We start from the raw sequence: 22926 nt of genomic DNA, 5'->3' as shown, positions 1-22926 counted from the left end.
CAGATTGACGCGCACGTCAACCTTGCAGCATGGGTCGATACCATATGGGGGCTCTTCCAACGTTCGACACCGCACCACTCGACAGTGCACCGATTGACAGGGCACTCGCGGCCAGCGCGCTCGATTGGTGGCATGATGCGGGCGTCGACCTGCTGGTCGAGGACCATCCCCGCGACTGGATGGCGCCGGAGCCTGTGCGCGCGCCCGTCTTCGCGCCCACACACAGCCCCGCAGCCGCCGCGCCCGCCATGGTGGCAGCACCGGCTGCGCTGTTACCCGATACGCTGGAGGCATTTATCGCCTGGCGGCTGTCCGATGCCGCGCCGGAGGCGTCGTGGGACGGCATTTCGCTGAGCGCGACCGGGCCCGCCGATGCCGCGCTGATGGTGCTGGTCGACTGTCCCGACCGCGACGATGGCGATGCAGGACAGATATTGTCGGGCGCGCCGGGCCGGTTGTTCGACCGGATGCTCGCGGCGATCGGGCAATCGCGCGAGACGGTGCATGTCGCCTCGGTCTGTGCGCGGCGGCCGATCGCGGGGCGGACGCCCGCCGGATTGGAGACGCGGCTGGCCGAAATCGCGCTGCATCATGTCGGCCTGATCGCCCCGCGCGGGCTGTTGCTGCTCGGCAATGCGGCGAGCCGTGCCGTGCTTGGGACCGAATTGACCGACGCGCGCGGACATTCGCATGTCATTGACCATAAAAGCGGCAAAACCAGTGCCGTCGCGACATTCCATCCGCGCTTCCTGATCGAGAAGCCGATGGCGAAGGCGGAAAGCTGGAAGGATTTGCAAAGGGTCATGGGGGATTTGAGCGCATGAAGCTGGGCCGGGCGATCGCGAAGGGCGCGACCATCGCAGCTTTATTGGCGGCCGGAAGCGGCGCTGCCCTGGCAGCCGAGCCTGCTGGCGATACCCGCAGCCCTGCCGCGCTCAAGGCCCCGCCCGCCATCCCCGCGCTGCTCGATGCCGATCAGAAGGCGGGCTATATCCGCGTTTTCGCCGCGATCCGGGACGGCCGCTGGACCGACGCGCAGCTAGAACTGGATTCGCTCAAGCCCGGTCCGCTCCACGCCATCGCGCGCGCCGAACTCTACACCGCCAAGGGATCGCCCAAGGTCGATGTCGAGCGGCTGGTCGCGCTGCTCAACGAAGCGCCCGAACTGCCCCAGGCCGAGCAGCTGGCCCGCCTCGCCCGGTCCCGCGGCGCCCATGACCTGCCCCCGCTGCCCGAGACGCATACGCTGATCTGGCAGGACGGCGCGCCTCGCCGGGTCCGCGCCAAGAGCATCCGCAGCGACCAGATCGCCGCCGAGCTGGCGGTCAAGATGCAGCCCTTCGTCAAGGCCGATGACGGCCCCTCGGCCCAGGCGCTGCTCGAATCGACCCAAGGCCTGTCGCCAGAGGCGCTGACGGAGTGGCAGGACAAGGTCGCCTGGATCTATTTCCTCAGCGGCGACGACACCAATGCCCGCGCCCTGGCCAGCAAGGCCGCCGAGGGCAGCGGCGACTGGGCGGTGCAGGGTCGCTGGACCGTGGCGCTGTCGGCATGGCGGCAGAATGACTGTCAGGCCGCCGCCACCGCGTTCGAGGGCACGGCCGCGCGCGCCACCGATGTCGATCTACGCGCCGCCGCGCTCTATTGGGCCGCCCGCGCCGACATGGTCTGTGGCCGTCCCGACAAGATCGAGGGACGCCTGCGCTCCGCCTCGCAGTTCCGCGAGAGTTTCTATGGCCAGCTCGCCCGCCAGGCCCTGGGCATGCGTGCCGACCGCGAACCCAAGGGGCAGCTGGTCGCGACCGACTGGGCCGCGCTCGATCGTCGCCCGAACATCCTGGTCGCCGCCGCGCTGGTCGAGATCGGCGAGACCGACCTTGCCGATCAGGTGATCCGCCAGCAGGCGCGGATCGGCCAGCCGACCGAGTTCCGCAGCCTCGTCCGCCTCGCCGAATCGCTCGACCTGCCCGCCACCACCGTCTGGCTGGCGCATAATTGCCCAGCGGGCGTCACCGCGACCGCCGAAGCGCGCTATCCGACCCCGAGCTGGACGCCCGACAGCGGCTGGCGTGTCGAAAAGGCGCTGGTCTATGCCCATACCCTGCAGGAAAGCGGCTTCCGCAACAAAGTGGTCAGCCCGGCGGGCGCTTACGGCCTGATGCAGATCATGCCCGCCGCCGCGACCGATTTCGCCCGCGAACGCGGCGTATCGATCGACCGCAGCGCGCTGACCAAGCCATCGACCAACATGGACATCGGCCAGCGTCATCTGGAGCGGCTGCGCGACATGACCGGCATCACCGGCGGCCTGCTGCCCAAGGTGATCGCCGCCTATAATGCGGGGCCCAAGCCGGTGGCTGAGTGGAACAGTCTGGTCCGTGACGGTGGCGATCCGCTGCTCTATATCGAGAGCATTCCCTATTGGGAGACGCGCGGATACGTCACCATGGTTCTGCGCAATTACTGGATGTACGAAAGCCAGACCGGCAAATCCAAGTCGCCCAGCCGTGCCGCGCTGGCGCAAGGCCTGTGGCCGCGCTTCCCCGGCCTGCCCGGCGCGACCGCCGTCCGGCTCCAACGCCCGAACATCGCGCAGGCAAGTCTGAAGCCGAAGACGACGATCGCCCTGAACGCGACGGTCAGCCCGCAGTCGAATACGGCGCTGCCCCAGGCCAATTGACCAGGTCGGGCGGTTGCGCCATCGCGTGACCGCCGACCGAGGCTTGGCTTAGGCCCCTTTCGCGCTGCGCCGCTGCATCCGAAACCGTCATCGACGCGTTTGGGAAAGAACATAAGCTGGATTCGTCATTGCGAGCGTAGCGAAGCAATCCAGAGCGTCTTGCCCGGACACTGGATTGCTTCGCTACGCTCACGGGTGACGGATCGGGTCAAACTGACGTCCTCCCGTTATCCCTCCCCAATCGAAAGCCGCCATGCCGATCGACACGTCCCGCCCGTTCCTGCCCGTCCGCATCGGTGTGCTGACCGTATCCGACACCCGTTCGCTGGCGGAGGATCGGTCGGGCGACACGCTGGTCGGTCTGTTGACCGAGGCGGGGCATGCGCTGGCCGAGCGCACCATCCTGCGCGACGATAGCGACGCCATCGTCGCGCAGCTCAACCGCTGGATCGATGATGCCAGCATCGACTGCATCCTCACCACCGGCGGCACCGGCGTCACCGGCCGCGACGTCACGCCCGAGGCGGTTGAGCGGGTCGCGACCAAGATGATCCCCGGCTTTGGCGAGCTGTTCCGCTGGCTGAGCTATCAGACCATCGGCACCTCGACCATCCAGTCGCGCGCCTGCGCCTGCGTCGCGCGGGGCACCTATATCTTTGCGCTGCCCGGCTCCACAGGTGCGGTCAAGGATGCGTGGAACGGCATATTGCGCGACCAGCTCGACAGCCGCCACCGCCCCTGCAACTTCGTCGAGTTGATGCCCCGTCTGCTGGAGCAATAATCAGTCGGCCTGCATCGCCGCGAGTTCGTGGCCGTCGACATCGCGAAAATGAAAGCGCCGCCCGCCGGGAAAGGCGAAGATCGGTACGACGACTGTTCCGCCCGCCGCTTCGACCGCCGCCAGCGCCGCCTCCAGATCCTCGACCTTGATGACGGGGAGCGGCGCCTTGACCTTATCCGGTGCGGCGTCGAGCCCGACATCGGTATCCCCGCTCATCGTTGCGGCGTAATCGGGCCCGAAATCGGTGAAGGTCCAGCCAAAGGCCGCCGCATAGAAACGCTTCGCCGCCGCCCGGTCGCCGACCGGCAGTTCCAGATAGTCCAATCGCGCCATCTTCGCCTCCATCGTTCTTGCTATGTTCCGCTTCATGCCCTAATCTCGCGCCATGGGCAAGCCGGATCAGTCAAAGCGGGCGTCACGCGGTGCGACGGTCAACGCGACCAGCCGCCGCTTCACGCTGACAGAGACGATCGCCGATGGGGACTGGCTGGACGCCCAGGACGCCATCGACGGCGCGCCGCCGCCCTTGCGGACCAATGTGACGGTCGAACGGGCGCGAACGATCCTCAGCCGTAACAGCTCGCCCGACCTGCCGTTCGACCGTTCGATCAATCCCTATCGCGGCTGCGAGCATGGCTGCATCTATTGCTTTGCGCGGCCAACGCATGCCTTTTACGATCTGTCGCCGGGGCTGGACTTCGAAAGCCGCTTGTTCGCCAAGCCCAATGCCGCCGAACTGCTGCGCGCCGAGCTGGCCAAGCCCGGCTACCGCGTCGCGCCGATCGCGCTGGGGACCAATACCGACCCCTATCAGCCGATCGAGGGCGCGTGGCGGATCACGCGCGCTATCCTGGAGGTGCTGGCCGAAACGGACCATCCGGTGGCGATCACCACCAAGTCCGACCGGGTGGTCCGCGACATCGATATTCTGGGGCCGATGGCGGCCAAGGGGCTGGCGACGGTGTGCGTGTCGGTCACGTCGCTCGATGCCAGGGTCGCGCGCACGGTGGAGCCGCGCGCACCCACGCCGGAACGCCGATTGGCGGCGGTGGCGAAGCTGTCGGCGGCGGGTATCCCGACCTATGTCTCGATCGCACCAGTCATTCCGGCGATCACCGATCATGAGATCGAACATCTGGTCGAGCGTGCCGCACAGGCGGGGGCGCGCCATGCCTTCTTCATCCCCGTCCGCCTGCCGCACGAAGTCGCACCGCTATTCCGTGCCTGGCTGGCGGCGCATTTTCCCGATCGCGCGGGCAAGGTGATGGCGATCATCCAGTCCTTGCGCGGCGGGCGCGACAATGACCCGGATTTCTTCACCCGGATGAAGGGGCAAGGCCCCTGGGCCGAGTTGCTGCGGGTCCGCTTCCATCGGGCCTGTCGGCTTCACGGACTCAACCTGGATCGGCCGAAACTGGATATCAGCCGGTTTCGCCCGCCCAGAGGCCCGCAAGGTGAGTTGTTCTGAGGATCGTCCCGCATCTCCAAGGCGTTATGCCATGGAAGGAGAGACGATATGATCCACGATCCCGAACAGACCAGCCCGGAAAACCTGCCCAACGAGGACGAGGCCGACAGCTCGGGCGGCGGCTATGGCAATCATGGCGACGCGGACGAGGAACAAGACCGTCGCGAGGTTGGTGGCTGACCGCTCCGCAGCACGCTTGCCGGGACCGTCGTCGCCGCACAGGCTGCGAGGACGGTCGAGCGCCTTATCCCACCAATGCCAGTCGCGCTTCGGACGACTTCATCGCGACCGCCGTCACGCCCGGCAGATCCTCGATATGGCTCGCCAGTTCGGCATCGAGGAGGAAATTGCGGCCGAGCGTCAACAGCGTATCGCCCTCTGCGCCCTTGATCCGCGCCCGCACCTCGCCCCGCCCGTTCCGCAAGGGATCGAGCATGGCATGCAGCGCCGGAAACGCCGCCTTGTCCGCCACCGTCACCTCGACCACGAACTTAGCGGTACTGGCCAGACCGTCGAACAGCTGCACCCGCTTGATGCTGACCCGCGGCGCTTCCTCGCCCGGTCGACGGTCGAGTTCGACGGTGATGAGCGCGCAATCGCCCTCCTTGGCCGCCTTTTCCAGATCGGCCGCGACCGAATCGTCGAAACAGGTCGCCAGGAACTGCCCCGTCGCATCCGATAGCTGCGCCATCATGTAACGCTTGCCGCGCGCCGAGGTCCGCCAGCGCGCATCCTCGACCAGGGCCGCCATGGTCGCGCCGATCCGCGCGCCGTCATCGGGAATGATAAGCTCGGTCAGCGATGTATAGGTGCGCGCGCCGTGCATCTTGGCGATATGCGCATGGCGATCGACCGGATGCGCCGAGAAATAGAAGCCGAACGCCTCCTTCTCCTGCTCCATGCGCTGCGACAGGCTCCAGCGGGTGCCGGTCGGCAGCTTGATCGCGTCGCCCGCCACCTCGGCTTCGCCGAACAGACCGCCCTGCCCGCTCGTCCGCCCCTCATGGGTGCGTGCGGCGATGGCGAGGACGGTTTCGGCCACCGCATGGACGCCCGCCCGGTTCGGCTCGATCCCGTCGAACGCGCCCGCCGACGCCAGCGTTTCCAACTGGCGCTTGTTCATCAGCCGCGGATCGACCCGCTTGGCCAGCGCATCCAGCGAGGCGAAGGGGCCGCCCGCCTCCCGCTCGACCACCAGCTTCTCCATCGCACCCTCGCCGACCGACTTCAGCGCGCCCAGCGCATAGCGGACGGCCAGGCCATCCTCATGCGGCTCGACATCGAACTCGGCCTGGCTGGCGTTGATGCAGGGCGGCAGCATCGTCACGCCCATGCGCCGCGCATCGTCGACGAAGATCGCCAGCTTGTCGGTCAGCGCCATGTCGTAGCACATCGACGCGGCATAGAATTCGTGCGGATGATGCGCCTTCAGCCACGCCGTCTGATAGGCGAGCAACGCATAGGCGGCCGCGTGGCTCTTGTTGAAGCCATAGCCTGCGAACTTGTCGATCAAGTCGAACAGTTCGTTGGCCTTTTGCGCGGGGATGCCGTTCACCTCCTGGCAGCCCTTGACGAAGATGGCGCGCTGCGCGTCCATCTCCGCCTTCACCTTCTTGCCCATCGCGCGGCGCAACAGGTCGGCGCCGCCGAGCGAATAGCCGGCCAATATCTGGGCGGCCTGCATCACCTGTTCCTGATAGACGAAGATGCCGTAGGTCTCGGACAAGATCTGTTCGAGCAGGGGATGCGGGTAGATGATCTCCTCGGTGCCCTGCTTGCGGCGGCCGAAGCTGGGGATATTGTCCATCGGACCCGGCCGGTACAGCGACACGAGCGCGATGATGTCGCCGAAATTGGTCGGGCGCACGGCGGACAGAGTGCGCCGCATGCCCTCCGATTCCAGCTGGAACACACCGACCGTGTCGCCCTTCTGGAGCAGGGCATAGGTTGGCTCGTCGTCCCAGGCGAGCGCGCCGAGATCGACCTCGACCCCGCGCTTGGCGAGCAGCTGCACCGCCTTTTGCAGGACCGACAGGGTCTTGAGGCCGAGGAAGTCGAACTTCACCAGCCCCGCACCCTCGACGAACTTCATGTCGAACTGCGTCACCGGCATATCCGAGCGCGGATCGCGGTAGAGCGGCACCAGCTGCGCCAGCGGCCGGTCACCGATCACCACACCGGCGGCGTGGGTGGACGAGTGGCGCGGCAGGCCCTCCAGCTTAGTCGCCAGGTCGAGCAGGCGGCGGACCTGATTGTCGTTGGCATATTCCTTCGCCAACTCGGGCACGCCGTTCAACGCGCGCTTCAGGTCCCAAGGGTCGGTCGGATGGTTGGGCACCAGCTTGGCAAGCCGGTCGACCTGACCATAGCTCATCTGGAGCACGCGGCCGGTATCCTTGAGCACCGCGCGCGCCTTCAGCTTACCGAAGGTGATGATCTGCGCGACCTGATCGCGGCCATATTTCTCCTGCACGTAGCGGATGACCTCGCCACGCCGGGTTTCGCAAAAGTCGATATCGAAGTCGGGCATCGACACGCGTTCCGGGTTCAGGAAGCGCTCGAACAGCAGGCCCAGCTTCAGCGGATCGAGATCGGTGATGGTCAGCGCCCAGGCGACGACCGAGCCCGCACCCGAACCACGCCCCGGCCCCACGGGAATGTCATGGTCCTTGGCCCATTTGATGAAGTCGGCGACGATCAGGAAGTATCCGGGGAAGCCCATCTGGATGATGATGTCGACCTCGAACTTCAGCCGCTCATGATAGGCCTCGCGCCAGCCGGGTTCCCCCTCACCCTCCAGCTCGGCGATCCGGTCGAGCCGCGCCTCAAGCCCCGCGGTCGCGTCGCGGCGAAGCATGGCCGCCTCGCCCTCGCGGTCGCCCGCCAGGCTGGGCAGGATGGGCTTGCGCCACGGTGCCATCACCGCGCAGCGCTGTGCGACGACCAGCGTGTTGTCGATCGCCTCGGGCAGGTCCGCGAAGAGCTGCTTCATCGTCTCGGCGGGCTTCAGCCAGGCTTCGGGACAGCTCTTCGGGCGGTCGTCCATTTCGACATAGGTCGAATTGGCGATGCACAACATGGCGTCATGCGCGTCGCGGAACCCGCTATCGGCAAAGCAGCAGGGGTTGGTCGCGACCAGCGGCAGATCGCGGTCATAGGCGAGGTCGATCAGGTCCTGCTCGGCCGCCGTCTCGATCGGGTCGTCACGCCGGGCGAGTTCGACATAGAGCCGGTCGCCGAAGATCGTCTGGAGCCGGTCGGCATAGGCCCTGGCCCGGTCCGGCTGGCCTTCCGCGAACAGGCGCGCGATACCGCCCTCGCCGCCCGCCGTCAGCGCGATCAGGCCCTTGCTGAACTTTTCCAGCACGTCGAAGCCAACATGCGCGGCGAGTTCGATCGGGCGATCCAGATGCGCCGCCGACACCAGCGCGCACAGATTGTCGTAACCGGTCATGTCCTGCGCATAGAGCGCGATCCAGTCGACCACGGCCCCGACATTGTCGGGCATATCAGGCCGGGCGATGCCCAGCATCGTGCCGATCACCGGCTGCACCCCCGCCTTCTTCGCCGCGTCCGAAAAGGCCATCGCCGCGTACAACCCGTTGCGGTCGGTCAGCCCGGCAGCGGGGAAGGCGTTGGCTTTGGCTTGCGCGGCAATCGCCTTGGGATCGATCGCGCCGTCGAGCATCGTGAAGGAGGAAAAGATGCGAAGGGGCACATAACCGGAATGCATCCCCCATCCCTAGCCGAGCCCGCATGATTCGACCAGCGCGGAACCCAGTCCAAAGCGAACCGTTACGGCGACAGAAGGACTAATCCAAAGCAGGATACCGACCATGACCGACACCGATCGTTCCTTTGCGACCTCCCTTCGCCCCGGTGCTGGTTGGGGCTGGATTCTGGCTTACGGCATCTTGTCGGTGCTGCTCGGTCTGGCGGCGTTCATCTTTCCGGTGCCCGCGACGCTGGCGGCGACCCTGGTGATCGGGGCGTTCTTCCTGGCGTCGGGCATCGTGGCGATCGGCGCAGGGATTTTCGGCAAGGGGCATGAGGGGCGCGGCTATGCGATCGGCTTCGGCCTGGTCTCGCTCGTCATCGGTCTTATCATGGCGTTCGAGCCTGCCACGGGGGCGATCTCGATCACGTTGCTGGTCGCGATCTGGTTGGGCCTGCGCGGCGCGCTGGAGATCGGGCTGGGCGCGCGGATGCGGCGGCGGCGCGGGTGGATGATCGCGCTGGGCGTGCTGAACATCATCCTGGCGGTGTTCGTGCTCGCGACGCTGCCGTGGAGCGCGATGACGCTGCCGGGTTATATCCTGGGGCTGAGCTTCTTCTTCGGCGGCGTGACGTCGATCGCCTCCGCGCTCGATCACAAGAAGGGGGCGAGCGCCTTCGCCCTCTGATGACAGACCCGTCGCCCCGGCCTGTGCTGGGGCGGCATTGTCTATCGGAGTCTATCCGGGGCCTATCGGGGCGTCAGAGCAGCGCTTCGATATCCTTGGCCAGGTCTTCCGGCTTGGTCGTCGGGGCATAACGGCCGACGACATGGCCAGCACGGTCGATCAGGAACTTGGTGAAGTTCCACTTGATCGCCTTGGTCCCCAGCACGCCCGGCGCTTCGGCCTTCAGCCACTGGAAGAGCGGATCGGCGCCATCGCCATTGACCTCGACCTTCGCCATCACCGGGAAGGTCACATCATAGGTCAGCGAGCAGAAGCTGGCGATCTCCGCCGCATCACCCGGTTCCTGTGCGCCGAACTGGTTGCAGGGAAAGCCGAGCACCGTCAGCCCTTGTGCCTCATAGCGGCGATGCAGCGCCTCCAGCCCCTCATATTGCGGCGTGAACCCGCATTTGGAGGCGGTGTTGACGACCAACAACACCCGGTCCGCATAGGTCGACATGACAACGGTCGCGCCATCGGCCGCCCGGACGGTAAAATCGGTGATCCCACTCATCGATGCTTCCCCAGCAGATAGTCGAGATTGGCGCGGACGCCCGGCCATTCGCGGTCGATGATCGAATAGACGACGCTGTCACGAATACGCCCGTCGGCCATCACCTGATGCCCGCGTAGCACGCCGTCCTTCTTCGCGCCGAGCCGTTCGATCGCCGCCTGGCTGCGCTTGTTCAGCGCATCGGTGCGGATCTGGATGGCCTGGCACTCCATCACCTCAAAGGCATGGGCGAGCAGCATCCGCTTGGCTTCGGTATTGACGCCGGTACGCTGGACCCGCGTGGCATAGAAGGTGCCGCCGATCTCCAGCCGCCGATGCTGGGGCGCGATCCGCATATAGCGGGTGGTGCCGACGACCTCGCCCTCCGGCGTCTCGACCGTGAAGAGCAGCGCGCGGCCGACATCGCGCTCCTTCAGCGCCGCCGCCAGCCAGCGCTCCGGCACCTTCATCATCGAGACATTGGCGTAGAAAATGTCCCAGAGATCGCCCTCGCGCGCCGCCTCGACCAGCGCTGGCATATCCGCCTCGACGAACGGGCGCAGCGTGACGTGACGACCGACCAGCGTCGGCGTTTCGGTCCAGACGCTCATTGCAGCCGCCCCTCATGCAGGCGGACCACCCGGTCCATCTTCATCGCCAGCCGCTCGTTATGCGTCGCGACCAAGGCCGCCGAACCCTCGCCGCGCACCAGTCGCAGGAATTCGGCCAGCACGACCTCGGAGGTATGCTCGTCGAGATTGCCGGTCGGCTCGTCCGCCAGCACCAGCGGCGGCTGGTTGGCGAGCGCGCGGGCGACCGCCACGCGCTGCTGCTCGCCGCCCGACAACTGGCTTGGCCGGTGGGTCAGTCGATGGCCGAGCCCCAGCGCGGTCAACAGCCCCTTGGCGCGGGTATCGGCGGCAACGGGCAGCTTGCCCTGCACCAGTTGCGGCAGGACGACATTCTCGATCGCGTTGAAGTCGGGCAGCAGATGGTGGAACTGATAGACAAAGCCCAGATAATCGCGCCGCGCGATGGTGCGGCCATGCGAGTCGAGCTTCGACACCTCTTCCCCCGCGATCCGGATCGACCCGGAGAAGCCGCCTTCGAGCAGGCCGACCGCCTGCAACAGCGTCGACTTGCCCGAACCCGAAGGCCCCAGCAACGCTACGATCTCACCAGGGGCCACGGCCAGATCGACGCCGCGCAACACCTCGATGGTCTGGCCGCCCTGGGTGAAGCTGCGCGAAAGGCCGCGCGTCTCCAGCACCGGCTCGGCGGCGCGGGGGGCGACGGCATCGCCCATGCGGATGATCGGATCATTCATAGCGCAACACCTGAACCGGGTCCGTGCTCGCCGCCTTCCAGGCGGGGTAGAGCGTGGCGAGGAAAGAGAAGACGAGCGCCATCGACGCGATCACGATGACCTCGACGGGATCGGTCTTGGAGGGCAGTTCGGTCAGATAGCGGATGGACGGGTCCCAGAGATTCTGCCCCGTCACGAACTGCACGAAATTCACCACACCCTGCCGATAGAAGAGGAAGATTGCCCCCAGCACCAATCCGGCCAGTGTCCCCAACGCGCCGATCGTCGTGCCGACCGTCATGAAGATGCGCATCAGCCCGCCCCTCGTCGCACCCATCGTCCGCAGGATCGCGATATCGCGCGTCTTGGCGCGGACCAGCATGATGAGCGAGGACAGGATGTTGAACACCGCGACCAGGATGATGATCGACAGCACGGTGAACATCGCCACCCGCTCGACCGCCAGGGCCTCGAACAATTGCGCGTTCATCGTCCGCCAGTCGGCGATCACGGCACGGCCGCCCAGTTTTTCGGCGAGCGGCGCCAATATCTGCCCTACCTTATCGGCATCGACCGTTTGAATCTCGACCATGCCGACCGTGTCGCCCATCAGGAGTAATGTCTGTGCATCCTGGATCGGCATGATGACATACGCCTTGTCATAGTCGTACACCCCGATCTCGAAGATCGCGCCGACCTTGTAGCTGACGATGCGCGGCACCGTGCCGAAGGGCGTGGTCTGCCCCTGCGGACTGATGAGCGAAATTTCCGACCCCACCGTCGCGCCCAGCGCCTCGGCCAGACGGCTGCCGATCGCGATCCGGCCGCTGCCCGGCGTGATGCTGTCGAGATTGCCCATGATGATCTTGGAGCGGATCGCTGAGTTGTTGCGGATGTCCTGCACCCGCATGCCGCGCACCAGCACCGCCTCGACCCGGCCGTTATAGCTGGACATCAGCGGCTGTTCGATCATCGGCACCGCGCTGGTCACGCCCGGCGTCGCCTTGGCCTCGCGCACGATGTCGCGCCAGTCGGGCAGGCGTCCGCCCACTCCCTGCACCACCGCATGACCGTTCAGCCCGACGATCTTGTCGAACAGCTCGGCCCGAAAGCCGTTCATGACGCTCATGACGATGACCAGCGCCGCGACGCCCAGCATGACCGCGACCAGACTGATCGAGGCGACCAGGAAGATGAACGCCTCTCCCTTGCCCGGCAGCAGATAGCGCCGGGCGATCATCCGTTCATAGCGAGAGAGGATCATTGCGGTCCGATCGATCCATGGAAATTCCTGTCACTGTCGCGGCTGTACGGGGCGGGTCCGGCGCTGGCAATGCCGCGCCCGATTCGGGCAGCCAAACGGCCCATCCTGCCCATTGTTGCGCGCACGCCACACATCCGAGTCAATCGTAGCGCGAATGCCGCAAGAGGGATGACAAGCCCCGCCCTCCTAACGTACCACAATCTTACTGAGACACAGGCAGCAACGGCCGTGGTTCGGGGATTGCTCCAACGCTCACCCAACGAGGTTGATGCGGGAGCGGGAAAAGGGGGCTGACGAGCGATCGTCACGCAGGCGCCCGGATCGGAAACGGTCCGGGCGTTTGTCATTCGGGCCTCGTCGCGCATCGCTCCACCCGAAAAGCCGCCGGAACCGGCTGGGAAACGGGGAGCTTCCAAACTCCGTACCCCAGATGCCGGCCCGGCGCCCGTTACGGGAATTTCCCTATAGCAAATCAAGATGAACCGAATGTGGACAAATCCTGTGATTCGCCATTGCGGAGGCTTGCCCCTCCACCCCTCGCTGACGCGAGCGGTCCCCCTCCCCAAGCAAAGCTTGGGGAGGAATAAGCGTACTGAAAACCCTCCCCAAGCTTTGCTTGGGGAGGGGGACCATCGCAACGCGATGGTGGAGGGGCGGGCAACGCCCGATCAGAATGACTTGGAAATCGTAAACCCATAGGTACGCGGATCGCCGGGCTGCCCGACGATCAGGCCGGTCGAGCCCGACTGCGTCGCCAGCAGCTCGTAATAATCCTGGTCGAACAGGTTGCGCACCCAGACAAAGGCGTTCCAGCTGCCCGGCGCCTTGAACCCGGCGCGGATGTTGGACAGGCTGTATCCGTTGATATCGGTATAGGCCGAGCGCGACGGATTGGACGAGAATTTCGACCGGTAACTGCCGTCATAGCCCAGATAGAATTGCCCCTCGGTCCCCGCCACGGTCGCTGGCAGATCGTACTCCGCGCCATAGGAAAAGGCCCAGCGCGACACGCCCGGCAGCCACTGGCCCGAAATGTCGCAATAGGGCAGCGAAGCCCCCGGCGTTCCGACTGCGGCGGGCGTGCCGACGATCTGGCCGTTCACGACCGGCAGCGCCGTACCGCCGGACAGTTCCGGCGGGCATGGCGCATTGGTGAAGCGGGTATAGCGCGCATCGGTGAAGGCGCCATTGGCATAGACATTAAACCGCTCCGTCGGGCGGAAGGCCGAGTCGATCTCGATCCCGCGCGTCCGCACCCGGCCCGCATTGGCGAGATAGCCGCGCAGGACGTTGACCTGCAGATTGTTCACCGTCGCCTGATAGTCCGCGATCTCGGTCCAGAAGCCCGCGATGTTCACCGTCGCCCGGCGATCGGCGAACTGGGTCTTCAGGCCCAGTTCGAAATGATTGACCTTTTCGGGTCGCACCGTCTGCGTCGCCAGGATCGGGTTGTTCTGCGCATCGAGCGGCAGGCCCGACAGGTTGATGCCCCCCGACTTATAGCTGCGCGCATAGGTCGCATAATAATGGACGTTGGGATTGAACTCATAGGCGACGGTCAGGTCGCCTGACAAATTCCAGTTGGTGAAGGACGGCGTGTAGCTTTGCGGTGCCAGCACGCCGCGCTGGTCGCTGGTCAGGCTGGTCGAGCCCGCGCCGTTGGTGACCACGGAGACATAGGAGCCGTCCTTGCGGTCATAATTGAGCCGCAGGCCCGGCGAGATCGAAAGCCGCTCGCTGGGATGCCAGGTCAATTTGCCGAACAGCGCCGCCGAGGTGTTGGTGAAGCCGATCCTATTGCGCGCGGTCAGGCCGTTCAGCGTCGCGGGATTGCGCCCGCCCGCACTTGTCGGATTGAGCAGGAAGGCGCTCGCCGCCGGACCCTGTACCTGCAAGCCCTGGGTATCGATCGACTGCCAGAAGTAAAAGGCGCCCAGCACATAGTCGAGCGTGCGCTTGCCGTTGGACGCGATGCGGACCTCCTGCGTCACCTGGCTCTGCTGCGACGGATTGGCCGAGACGGTGGTGATCGGCAGGCCGATGAAATCCCGGTCGTTGGACGGGTCCCAATGCCAGAAGCGCCACGCCGACACGCTGGTCAGCGTGGCATCCCCCACATCCCAATTGGCAAGCAGCGACAGCCCGCCCAGTTCCTGCTTCGCACGCAGATCGGTATCGACATCGGTCAGCCGGTCAAAGGCGTTGGTCGACGGCACGCTATAGCCCTGCGCCGCCGTCAGCGCCGCATATTGCCGGTTGAGCGGCCGCTGCGTCGCGCCGACCCGCGCATAATATTGGACGCAGCAATTGGGGTTCTGTCGCGCATAATCGCCCGACAGGGTCAGGTCGAGCGTGGGCGTCGCGTGCCACAGAAACTGGCTGCGCAGCGACAGGTTATCCTGGCTGTTCTGCCATTCCTGCTGGCGCGTATTCCAGATGGTGCCGCGCCGCGTGGTAATCGATGTCGACAGCCGCACCGCCACCTTGTCGTCGACCAGGGGGCCGGACACCGAGGCCTTGCCCTGGAAGAACTCGTAATTGCCCGCACTCAGCTCGACCCGCGCCTCGGGCGTGAAGCTGGGCGGGCGGGTGATGATGTTGATCGCACCCGCCGTGGTGTTCTTGCCATAGAGCGTGCCCTGCGGCCCGCGAAGGACCTCGATCCGTTCGGTATCGGTGAAGTCGAACGTCGCCGAGGCGATGCGGCTATAATAGACCTGATCGACATAGATGCCGACGCCCTGCTCGATCCCGTCATTGGTCAGCCCGAACGGCGCGCCCAGTCCGCGGATGTTCGCCGCCGAGTTGCGCGGGTTGGTCGAATAGAATTGCAGCGTCGGCTGTATCTGGGTCAGCCGGTTGACATTATAGGTCCCCGTCTCGGCCAGTGCGGTGCCGCCGATCACTGACATGGCGATGGGGACGCTCTGGATGGTCTCGGCCCGCCTGCGTGCGGTGACGACGACATCGCCACCACCCTGCTGTGCGGTGCCCAGCCGCCCTTCGTCCTGGCGGGTCTGCGTCGCCGGAGCCGCATTCGTCGGATCGGCTTGCGGCACGGCGGCGGCACTCGTCTGCGCGGCCAGGATCAGGGCCAGGGTCAAGGACATGGAAGCTCCCCTTTTGATTTCATCTCCCATTCACACATCGTTTTAGTATGCATTCAAGCCACGGGCGGCTTGGGCAAGGCGAAGATTTGCTTCTCCGTCCATCAGGGCTCTTGAAGACCCTTTATCATGAACCATATTGGTTCGCGTGCGGTGCCGGTATCGGGCCGCACGGATCAGTCGAGCGCCACCCCGCGCCGGGGCGGACCGGCCGATCCCGTTTCAATTCGCTTCTGATGGAGGTTTTGACATGCGTATCGATCTGACCCCGTACCGCCGTTCGACCATTGGCTTCGACCGGCTGTTCGATCTGCTGGAGGCCAATTCGCGTAGTGCTTCGGCGGAGAATTATCCCCCCTTCAACCTCGAACGTCTGGCCGAGGACCGTTACCGCATCACCCTGGCGGTAGCCGGTTTCAGCCGCGACGAAATCGAGATCACCGCGCAGCAGAACATGCTGCTCGTCACCGGCAAGAAGGATGACAAGGCGACCGCGCCCAACTTCCTGCATGTCGGGATCGCCAATCGCTCGTTCGAGCGGCGCTTCGAACTGGCGGACTTCGTGTTCGTCGAGGACGCTCGCCTGAACGACGGCCTGCTCGTCATCGACCTCGTTCGCGAGGTGCCCGAGGCGATGAAGCCCAAGACGATCGCGATCAAGACGGGCCAGCCGCTCGCTGCGGTGGAACATCACGCCGACCAGACCGACGAGGCCAAGGCGGCGTAAGAAGCTCGACGTCTTTCTCTCCCTGAAGACGTCGCGGGGCGTCCGGACCGATGGGTCCGGGCGCCTTATGTTTTAATGGGAGGATAGGCCCATGCTTCCGCCAAGTCCCGTTTGCAGGCGCTGCTACTGGTCAGCTTTTTGCCAAGCCGATCCTGTGCTTGAAATAGCGAAAGAGGATGGCGGAATGGCCTCGTGCCCTATCCATTCGGCCGCGCGACAGGGCCAAGACTGAGCGCGCCATCCTGCCTATGATTTCCACCGGGATTTCTGATCGGCGCGCGGTGAACAACAGATGCGCCAACTCCTGCTGGATATATTTTTCCAGCAAGACGCCTTTCTCCGCCGCGCCACGGTTCTCATAGGCAACGTCGGTGGTGATGACCCCCGCGATCTTGGATGTGGGATGGCGCTCGAGATACCGTTTGGCCCATTCCTGATCTTCCGACGCGAATACGTCCTCGCGGAACGGATAGCGGAGCGCTTCCGCCGTCTCGATCATCCCGAAGCTGTTGGAAAGGCCATTTCGTCCGGTGTAGGATCGTGAGTCAATGATGTCGAAGCGCTGGACGCCCGATGCATTGGGCGGTGGCGGAGACCAATAGATGATCCGGGCCCCGACGCGCTGCGCTTCTTGCCACCCCCGCTCGATCAGATCGTCAGCCATGGGAACGGTATGACTGCTGATCATCAAGGAGAGTGGCGTACGAACGGCACCAATCCCAAGGTTTATCGCCTTGGAATAATTGAATTCACCGGCATATCGCACAACACGTCCCATAGCCCGTAACGCTGTATGCGTTTGCTCGTCGCCCGATGAATCCACGAAGACGATATCTTTGGGCGGGATGCTTTGTCGACGCAGCAAAGCTACCACCCGGCCAAGCAACTCATCGGCTCTGTTCGTCCGAATGACTGCCGTATAATCGCACAGTTCGACCATGATCGCCCCCGATATGCCAAACCGAGGCTATGGCGGGCAATTGATCACTGATCCAGATTAGGGCCGATGGGGGGGCTGTTTCATTAGGGGACTGTCGACAGCCCACACAAGAATAAAAGCGTCGCTGCCCTCATTCTCCGCTTCGCAGAGAAAACCCCGCCCCCCTTTATCAGGAGGCGGGGCTCTCAAATCAGACCAACCGGCTCTGCTTGACGGCCGCTTCGATGAAGCTGGCGAAGAGGGGGTGCGGGTCGAAGGGCTTGGACTTGAGTTCCGGGTGGAACTGCACGCCGACGAACCAGGGATGGTCGGGCCGCTCAACGATTTCGGGCAGCGTGCCATCCGGCGACATGCCGCTGAACACCAGACCGCCCTTTTCCAGTGCTTCCTTATAGCCGGTGTTCACCTCGTAACGGTGACGGTGACGCTCCGAAATGTCCTCGCTGCCATAGATGGAAGCGACGACGCTGTTCCCCGCCAGCTTGGCCTGATAGGCGCCCAGCCGCATCGTGCCGCCCAGGTCGCCGCTCGCCTCACGCTTTTCCAGACCGTCGCGGCCCATCCATTCGGTGATGAGGCCGACGATCGGTTCGGCGGTGGGGCCGAATTCGGTCGAGGAGGCCTCCGTAATGCCCGCAAGGTTCCGCGCGCCCTCGACGCACGCCATCTGCATGCCGAAGCAGATGCCGAAATAGGGCACGCGGCGTTCGCGAGCGAAACGCACCGCCTCGATCTTGCCTTGCGCGCCGCGCTCGCCGAACGCGCCGGGGACGAGGATGGCGTGGCAGGGTTCGAGCTGCTGCGCGATCTCGCTCTCGTCGCCCTCGAACAGTTCGGCGTCGATCCAGCGGATATGGACCTTCACCTTGTTGGCGATGCCGCCATGGACGAGCGCTTCGTTGAGCGACTTATAAGCGTCCTGAAGGCCGACATATTTGCCGACCACGCCGATCGTCACTTCACCTTCCGGATTGACCAGACGGTCGACGATCTCGGTCCAGCGTGACAGGTCTGGTGCGCCCTCCGGCTCGATACCGAAGGCGCGCAGCACTTCCGAATCGAGACCCTCGGCATGATATTGCAGCGGCACCGCATAGATGCTCTTGGCGTCCAGCGCCGGAATGACAGCAGAGGGCGGCACGTTGCAGAACAGGCCGATCTTGGCCCGGTCCGAGGCGGGCAGCGGATGCTCGCAGCGGCAGACCAGCACGTCGGGCGCCACGCCCAGCGCCGCGATCTCGCGCACCGAATGCTGGGTCGGCTTGGTCTTCAGCTCGCCCGCCGCCGCGATGTACGGCACCAGTGTGACGTGGATGCTGATCGACTTGCCGCGACCCAGTTCGTTCTTGAGCTGACGGATCGCCTCGATGAAGGGCAGCGATTCGATATCACCGACCGTGCCGCCGATCTCGCACAGGATGAAGTCGATCTCTTTGCCGTTCTCGTCGAGCGTGTCGGCCTTGGCGAAGGCCTTGATCGCGTCGGTGACGTGCGGGATGACCTGGACGGTCGCGCCCAGATAGTCGCCGCGCCGCTCGCGCTCGATGATCGTCTTGTAAATCCGGCCCGAGGTGACGTTGTCCGACTGGCGCGAGGAAACGCCGGTGAACCGCTCATAATGCCCGAGGTCAAGGTCGGTCTCCGCCCCGTCATCGGTCACATAGACTTCGCCGTGCTGATACGGGCTCATCGTGCCCGGATCGACGTTGAGATAGGGATCGAACTTGCGGATGCGCACGCTGTAGCCGCGCGCCTGCAAGAGAGCCGCAAGAGAGGCCGCCATGAGGCCTTTGCCGAGCGACGAGACCACGCCGCCGGTGATGAAGATATACCGCGCCATGGGAAGAATCGCCTAGCTTGGATGGGGTGGATACGACAACAGCAAAGATGCGCGCCGCCGACGATTTGCGGCGGCGCGAGGGCCTAAGCTGCGATGAAAGCCCGGATTAGCGGGCGAGCGGGACCGCCGAATTGTCCGCGGGCTGAGTCGCCGGAGCGCTGGCATTGCCGGTCGGAACGGGGGCGGGCGCAGGCTGGGTGATCGGCGCCTGAGTCGCAGGGGTGCGGGCGAGCGAGGTATCGATCGCGGGCGCGCCGCGCGTCGCGGCCATCACCGCCAGCAGGATCGAGAAGCCGACGAACGCCGTGGCCAGCACCGCCGTCGCACGGCTGAGGAAGTCCGCCGCGCCGCGCGCCGACATCAGCCCCGACGGGCTGCCCCCCATGCCCAGACCGCCGCCTTCCGACCGCTGCATGAGGATCACCGTGACCAGGGTCGCGGCGATGATGGCGTGGATGACGAGCAGGAATGCGAACATGAGGCGCGTATGATCCCGAGTAAGGGGTGTGCGAAACCGCGCACATAGGCGAGGCGCGTGGCGGGATCAACCTCGCCAGATCCTCCCCATCGCCGGATGGGAAGGAGGACCGCACCCACAGGGCGTGGTTGAGGGGCATGGCCGGTCCGTTTCGCCCCTCCACCATCGCTGACGCGATGGTCCCCCTCCCCGAGCAGGCTCGGGGAGGAATGAGAATCACTGACGCAAGTTGTTCACCTCATCGGAACAGGAGTGAAACCACCACGGATAAAGGGCGTTATGACTTCGAAACAACGCCCGGCAAAGCCCGGCACAGCCATTGGAATCGCCATCGTGTCCAATCCACACGACCCGCAGTCGCTGTTCGCCTGGATGAGCGCCCTTGTCGATTATGTCCGGTCGGGGGAGCCCGATCTGACCAACCGGCAAATGGCTTTGTTGCTCGTCGTCTACCTGCGCCCCGGCCCCCATACGGTTCGCGGTCTGGCGCGCGCTTTGAACGTCTCGAAACCCGTCGTCACCCGCGCCTTGAATAGACTGGGAACGCTGGGCTATCTGCGCCGCCAACGCGATGATAGCGACAAGCGCAACATCTTTGTCGCCAGGACACCTGAAGGGGCGGACTTTCTTGAAGAATTCGGACATTTCATCGGCGCTGGCGACGCCCCTGCCCTCCAACGAGCCAGCGCGTAAGAGCTTTGCGCTGCAGGGTCGGACCGTCGGTCTCGATCCCCGCACCCATGCGGTTCGTCCCGATCTGGCCGATGTCAGGCTCGCTGAATACGTATTCGCGCCGCATTATGCCGCCCCCCTGCCCTATAGGACCAACGCGCCGGTGACCCTGCGCGAAGGACGTCCGACCGACAGCGCGGTCCTGGCCGAACTTCGTGCGGGCGAGACGTTCGAAGTGCTGGAACTGGCGGGCGGCCATGCCTGGGGCATTGCGCCCAGGCTGGGGCTGGTCGGTTATTGCGATGCGCAACTGTTGGAGCGGGTGCAGTGACGAAGACGGTCTTTATCGATGGCGGCGCGGGAACCACCGGGCTGGAGATCGCCGACCGGCTGGCGGGGCGGCCCGACCTGTCGATCCTGACGCTGCCCGATGACCGCCGCAAGGATGCCGATGCACGGCGCGAGGCGATCAACGATGCCGATTTCGTCATCCTCTGCCTGCCCGACGACGCGGCGCGCGAGGCGGTCTCGCTGATCGCCAACGACCGGACGCGGGTGGTCGACGCCTCGACCGCGCATCGCACGGCCGATGGCTGGGTGTACGGCCTCGCCGAACTGGAGCCCCAGCAGCAGGACCGGATCGCGGCCGCCCGCTTCGTCTCCAATCCCGGCTGCTACCCCACCGGCTTCCTGGCGCTCGTCCGCCCGCTGGTCCGCGCCGGGCTGATCCCCGCCGACTGGCCGGTCACGGTCAACGCCGCCTCGGGCTATTCGGGTGGCGGCAAGGCGATGATCGCCGAATATGAAAGCGCGACCCAGCGCGCCTTCCGCCCCTACGGCCTCACCCTCGCGCACAAGCATGCGCCCGAGATGCAGCGTCATTCGGGCCTGCGCCATGCGCCGATCTTCGCGCCCGCCGTGGTCGACACCTATCGCGGCATGGTGGTCGAGGTGCCCCTGCCCCTTTACGCGCTGCCCGGCACGCCCTCGCTCGAGAGCATCGCGCAGGTGCTGGCAGAGGCCTATGCCGACAGCCGCATCGTGCGTTTCGCGCCCGAAGACGTGGCGGCGGTGAATATCGAGGAAAATGCCGGTTCGGACCGGATGACCTTGCGCGTCTGCGGCAATGCGGCCACGGGTCAGGCTCGACTGATCGCCACGCTCGACAATCTGGGCAAGGGGGCCGGAGGAGCGGCGGTGCAGAATTTGAATATCATGGCCGGGCTCGATCCGACCTCCGGCCTCGTCCTCTAAGGAGACGTCATGACGCGCAATCCCGTTGGCAAGCTGCTGCTGTTCGGTGCGACCGGCGATCTGTCGCAGCGGATGCTGCTGCCCTCGCTGTTCAATCTTCATTCCGACGGCCTGTTGCCCGAAGGCCTGACGATCACCGGCACCGCGCGGTCGGATCATGACGATGCCAGCTTCCGCGCCTTTGCGGAACATGCGCTCGACACCTTCCTGCCCGACGATCGCAAGGATGGCGGCATCATCGCCAGCTTCCTCGACCGGCTGCAATATCAGTCGCTCGACGCCTCGACGACCGAGGGGTTTCCGGCGCTCGCCGAAAAGGTCGGCGACGTGTCGAACGGCCTGGCCATCTATCTGTCGACCGCACCCAGCCTGTTCGAATCGACCATCAAGGGCCTCGAATCGGTCGGCCTGGCGGGCGAGACGGTGCGGATCGGCCTGGAAAAGCCGCTCGGCTACGACCTCGCCTCGTCCAAGGAGATCAACGACGCGGTGGCGTTCGGCTTCCCCGAGGAGCGGACCTTCCGCATCGACCATTATCTGGGCAAGGAAACCGTCCAGAACATCCTGGCGCTGCGCTTCGGCAACTTCTTCTTCGAGCCGATCTGGAACGCGCACGGCATCGACAATGTCCAGATCACCATCGCCGAGACGGTCGGGCTGGAGGATCGCGCGGGCTATTATGAGGGCGCAGGCGCGCTGCGCGACATGGTGCAGAACCATATTCTGCAACTGCTCGCGCTCATCGCGATGGAGCCGCCCGCGCGTTACGACGGCACCGCGATCCGCGATGAAAAGGCCAAGGTCTTCCGCTCGCTGCGGCTGATGACGCCCGAAGAGGTGCCGCACAACACCGTCACCGGCCAATATGCGGACGGCGCGGTCGGCGGGAAGATCGTGGGCTCCTATGCCGACGAACTGGGCAAGCCGTCCAAGACCGAGACCTTCGTCGCGATCAAGGCGCATGTCGACAATTGGCGCTGGCAGGGCGTGCCCTTCTACCTGCGCACCGGCAAGCGCATGGCCGCGCGCCGCTCGGAAATCGCGATCCAGTTCAAGCCGGTGCCGCACTCGATGTTCGCCGGGCGTGGCGGGCTGCTCCAGCCCAACACGCTCGTCATCCGCCTTCAGCCGGAAGAATATATCCAGCTGCTGGTGATGGCGAAGGAGCCGGGCCTCGACCGCGACGGCATCCGTCTGCGCGAAGTGCCGCTGAACCTGTCGCTCGACGCCGAGTTTGCAGGGACCCGTCGCCGCATCGCCTATGAGCGGCTGCTGCTCGACCTGATCGAGGGCGACCAGACACTGTTCGTCCGCCGCGACGAGGTGGAGGCGCAATGGACCTGGATCGACGCCATCCGCGCCGGTTGGGACGCCAATGACGTCAAGCCCAAACATTATCCCAGCGGCAGTTGGGGTCCGTCCTCCGCCATCGCGCTGACCGAGCGCGACGGGGTGCACTGGCAGGACGACTGAC

Annotated in this window: 21 protein-coding genes; 11 read left to right on the top strand and 10 right to left on the bottom strand. The window is 65.2% G+C overall.

Annotated elements, in window-relative coordinates; all coding sequences use genetic code 11:
* The first annotated feature begins 44 nt into the window (after positions 1-44).
* The 3 genes from U1H82_RS03930 to moaB all read left to right on the top strand — a co-directional run bounded on the left by U1H82_RS03930 (position 45) and on the right by moaB (position 3461).
* Positions 45-824, top strand: coding sequence for a uracil-DNA glycosylase (locus U1H82_RS03930; RefSeq protein ID WP_322963602.1), 780 nt, complete (start codon positions 45-47; stop codon positions 822-824).
* Positions 821-2680 (top strand): lytic transglycosylase domain-containing protein, encoded by a 1860-nt coding sequence (locus U1H82_RS03925; RefSeq protein WP_322963601.1) that lies wholly within the window; start codon positions 821-823, stop codon positions 2678-2680. Before U1H82_RS03930 ends, U1H82_RS03925 begins: the two co-directional genes overlap by 4 nt.
* Positions 2681-2933: 253 nt before the next feature.
* Complete coding sequence (gene moaB / locus U1H82_RS03920) at positions 2934-3461, top strand: molybdenum cofactor biosynthesis protein B (protein ID WP_322963600.1); 528 nt, start codon at positions 2934-2936, stop codon at positions 3459-3461.
* Here the strand turns inward: moaB and U1H82_RS03915 are convergent, their stop codons facing one another.
* Entirely contained in the window at positions 3462-3794 is a 333-nt protein-coding gene (locus U1H82_RS03915) for a VOC family protein (RefSeq protein ID WP_322963599.1), read from the bottom strand.
* Positions 3795-3846: 52 nt separating this feature from the next.
* On the opposite strand from U1H82_RS03915, the gene U1H82_RS03910 reads away from it, so the two are divergent.
* Both U1H82_RS03910 and U1H82_RS03905 read left to right on the top strand, forming a co-directional pair.
* The gene (locus U1H82_RS03910) at positions 3847-4929 is read left to right on the top strand and encodes a PA0069 family radical SAM protein (RefSeq protein WP_322963598.1); all 1083 of its coding nucleotides are present in this window, start codon (positions 3847-3849) and stop codon (positions 4927-4929) included.
* A 48-nt stretch (positions 4930-4977) separates the two neighbouring features.
* Positions 4978-5109: a hypothetical protein gene (locus U1H82_RS03905; RefSeq protein WP_322963597.1), complete on the top strand. Its 132-nt coding sequence runs from the start codon at positions 4978-4980 to the stop codon at positions 5107-5109.
* 64 nt (positions 5110-5173) lie between these two features.
* Here the strand turns inward: U1H82_RS03905 and dnaE are convergent, their stop codons facing one another.
* A complete protein-coding gene (gene dnaE / locus U1H82_RS03900; RefSeq protein WP_322963595.1) occupies positions 5174-8662 on the bottom strand; it encodes a DNA polymerase III subunit alpha in 3489 nt (1162 codons plus the stop codon).
* Positions 8663-8765: 103 nt separating this feature from the next.
* Between dnaE and U1H82_RS03895 the strand changes: the two genes are divergently transcribed.
* Complete coding sequence (locus U1H82_RS03895) at positions 8766-9332, top strand: HdeD family acid-resistance protein (RefSeq protein WP_322963594.1); 567 nt, start codon at positions 8766-8768, stop codon at positions 9330-9332.
* 73 nt (positions 9333-9405) lie between these two features.
* Here the strand turns inward: U1H82_RS03895 and U1H82_RS03890 are convergent, their stop codons facing one another.
* The 5 genes from U1H82_RS03890 to U1H82_RS03870 all read right to left on the bottom strand — a co-directional run bounded on the left by U1H82_RS03890 (position 9406) and on the right by U1H82_RS03870 (position 15544).
* Positions 9406-9885: a glutathione peroxidase gene (locus U1H82_RS03890; RefSeq protein WP_322963593.1), complete on the bottom strand. Its 480-nt coding sequence runs from the start codon at positions 9883-9885 to the stop codon at positions 9406-9408.
* Entirely contained in the window at positions 9882-10475 is a 594-nt protein-coding gene (locus tag U1H82_RS03885) for a GNAT family N-acetyltransferase (RefSeq protein WP_322963592.1), read from the bottom strand. Before U1H82_RS03885 ends, U1H82_RS03890 begins: the two co-directional genes overlap by 4 nt.
* The gene (locus U1H82_RS03880) at positions 10472-11170 is read right to left on the bottom strand and encodes an ABC transporter ATP-binding protein (protein ID WP_322963787.1); all 699 of its coding nucleotides are present in this window, start codon (positions 11168-11170) and stop codon (positions 10472-10474) included. The genes U1H82_RS03885 and U1H82_RS03880 overlap by 4 nt, the downstream gene beginning before the upstream one ends.
* Before the next feature lie 13 nt (positions 11171-11183).
* On the bottom strand, positions 11184-12434 hold the full coding sequence (locus U1H82_RS03875; protein ID WP_322963591.1) for a lipoprotein-releasing ABC transporter permease subunit: 1251 nt from the start codon (positions 12432-12434) through the stop codon (positions 11184-11186).
* Between the two features lie 668 nt (positions 12435-13102).
* Positions 13103-15544 carry a TonB-dependent receptor gene (locus U1H82_RS03870; protein ID WP_322963590.1) on the bottom strand — a complete coding sequence of 814 codons (2442 nt, stop codon included), beginning with the start codon at positions 15542-15544 and terminating at the stop codon, positions 13103-13105.
* A gap of 247 nt (positions 15545-15791) precedes the next feature.
* Between U1H82_RS03870 and U1H82_RS03865 the strand changes: the two genes are divergently transcribed.
* Positions 15792-16268, top strand: a complete 477-nt coding sequence (locus U1H82_RS03865) for an Hsp20 family protein (protein WP_322963589.1) — start codon at positions 15792-15794, stop codon at positions 16266-16268.
* Positions 16269-16398: 130 nt separating this feature from the next.
* Here U1H82_RS03865 and U1H82_RS03860 read toward each other — a convergent pair whose 3' ends face one another.
* From U1H82_RS03860 to secG, 3 genes are all read right to left on the bottom strand, one after another.
* Positions 16399-17208, bottom strand: a complete 810-nt coding sequence (locus U1H82_RS03860) for a glycosyltransferase family 2 protein (protein ID WP_322963588.1) — start codon at positions 17206-17208, stop codon at positions 16399-16401.
* Between the two features lie 190 nt (positions 17209-17398).
* Entirely contained in the window at positions 17399-19048 is a 1650-nt protein-coding gene (gene pyrG / locus U1H82_RS03855; protein WP_322963587.1) for a CTP synthase, read from the bottom strand.
* A 106-nt stretch (positions 19049-19154) separates the two neighbouring features.
* Positions 19155-19526 (bottom strand): preprotein translocase subunit SecG, encoded by a 372-nt coding sequence (secG, locus tag U1H82_RS03850; protein ID WP_322963586.1) that lies wholly within the window; start codon positions 19524-19526, stop codon positions 19155-19157.
* A 372-nt stretch (positions 19527-19898) separates the two neighbouring features.
* On the opposite strand from secG, the gene U1H82_RS03845 reads away from it, so the two are divergent.
* From U1H82_RS03845 to zwf, 4 genes are read left to right on the top strand one after another with little or no spacing between them, the layout of a single operon-like run.
* A complete protein-coding gene (locus tag U1H82_RS03845; RefSeq protein WP_058732142.1) occupies positions 19899-20219 on the top strand; it encodes a MarR family transcriptional regulator in 321 nt (106 codons plus the stop codon).
* Positions 20155-20529 (top strand): SH3 domain-containing protein, encoded by a 375-nt coding sequence (locus tag U1H82_RS03840; RefSeq protein WP_322963585.1) that lies wholly within the window; start codon positions 20155-20157, stop codon positions 20527-20529. Before U1H82_RS03845 ends, U1H82_RS03840 begins: the two co-directional genes overlap by 65 nt.
* Positions 20526-21452, top strand: a complete 927-nt coding sequence (argC, locus tag U1H82_RS03835) for an N-acetyl-gamma-glutamyl-phosphate reductase (RefSeq protein ID WP_322963584.1) — start codon at positions 20526-20528, stop codon at positions 21450-21452. Before U1H82_RS03840 ends, argC begins: the two co-directional genes overlap by 4 nt.
* 9 nt (positions 21453-21461) lie before the next feature.
* Entirely contained in the window at positions 21462-22925 is a 1464-nt protein-coding gene (gene zwf, locus U1H82_RS03830; RefSeq protein WP_322963583.1) for a glucose-6-phosphate dehydrogenase, read from the top strand.
* The last annotated feature ends 1 nt before the right edge of the window (position 22926 follow it).

This window comes from Sphingomonas fuzhouensis (assembly GCF_034659795.1).
Lineage (GTDB): Bacteria > Pseudomonadota > Alphaproteobacteria > Sphingomonadales > Sphingomonadaceae > Sphingomonas > Sphingomonas fuzhouensis.
Note: the sequence above shows the minus strand (reverse complement) of the source record. Positions and strands in the feature narration are given on the sequence as shown.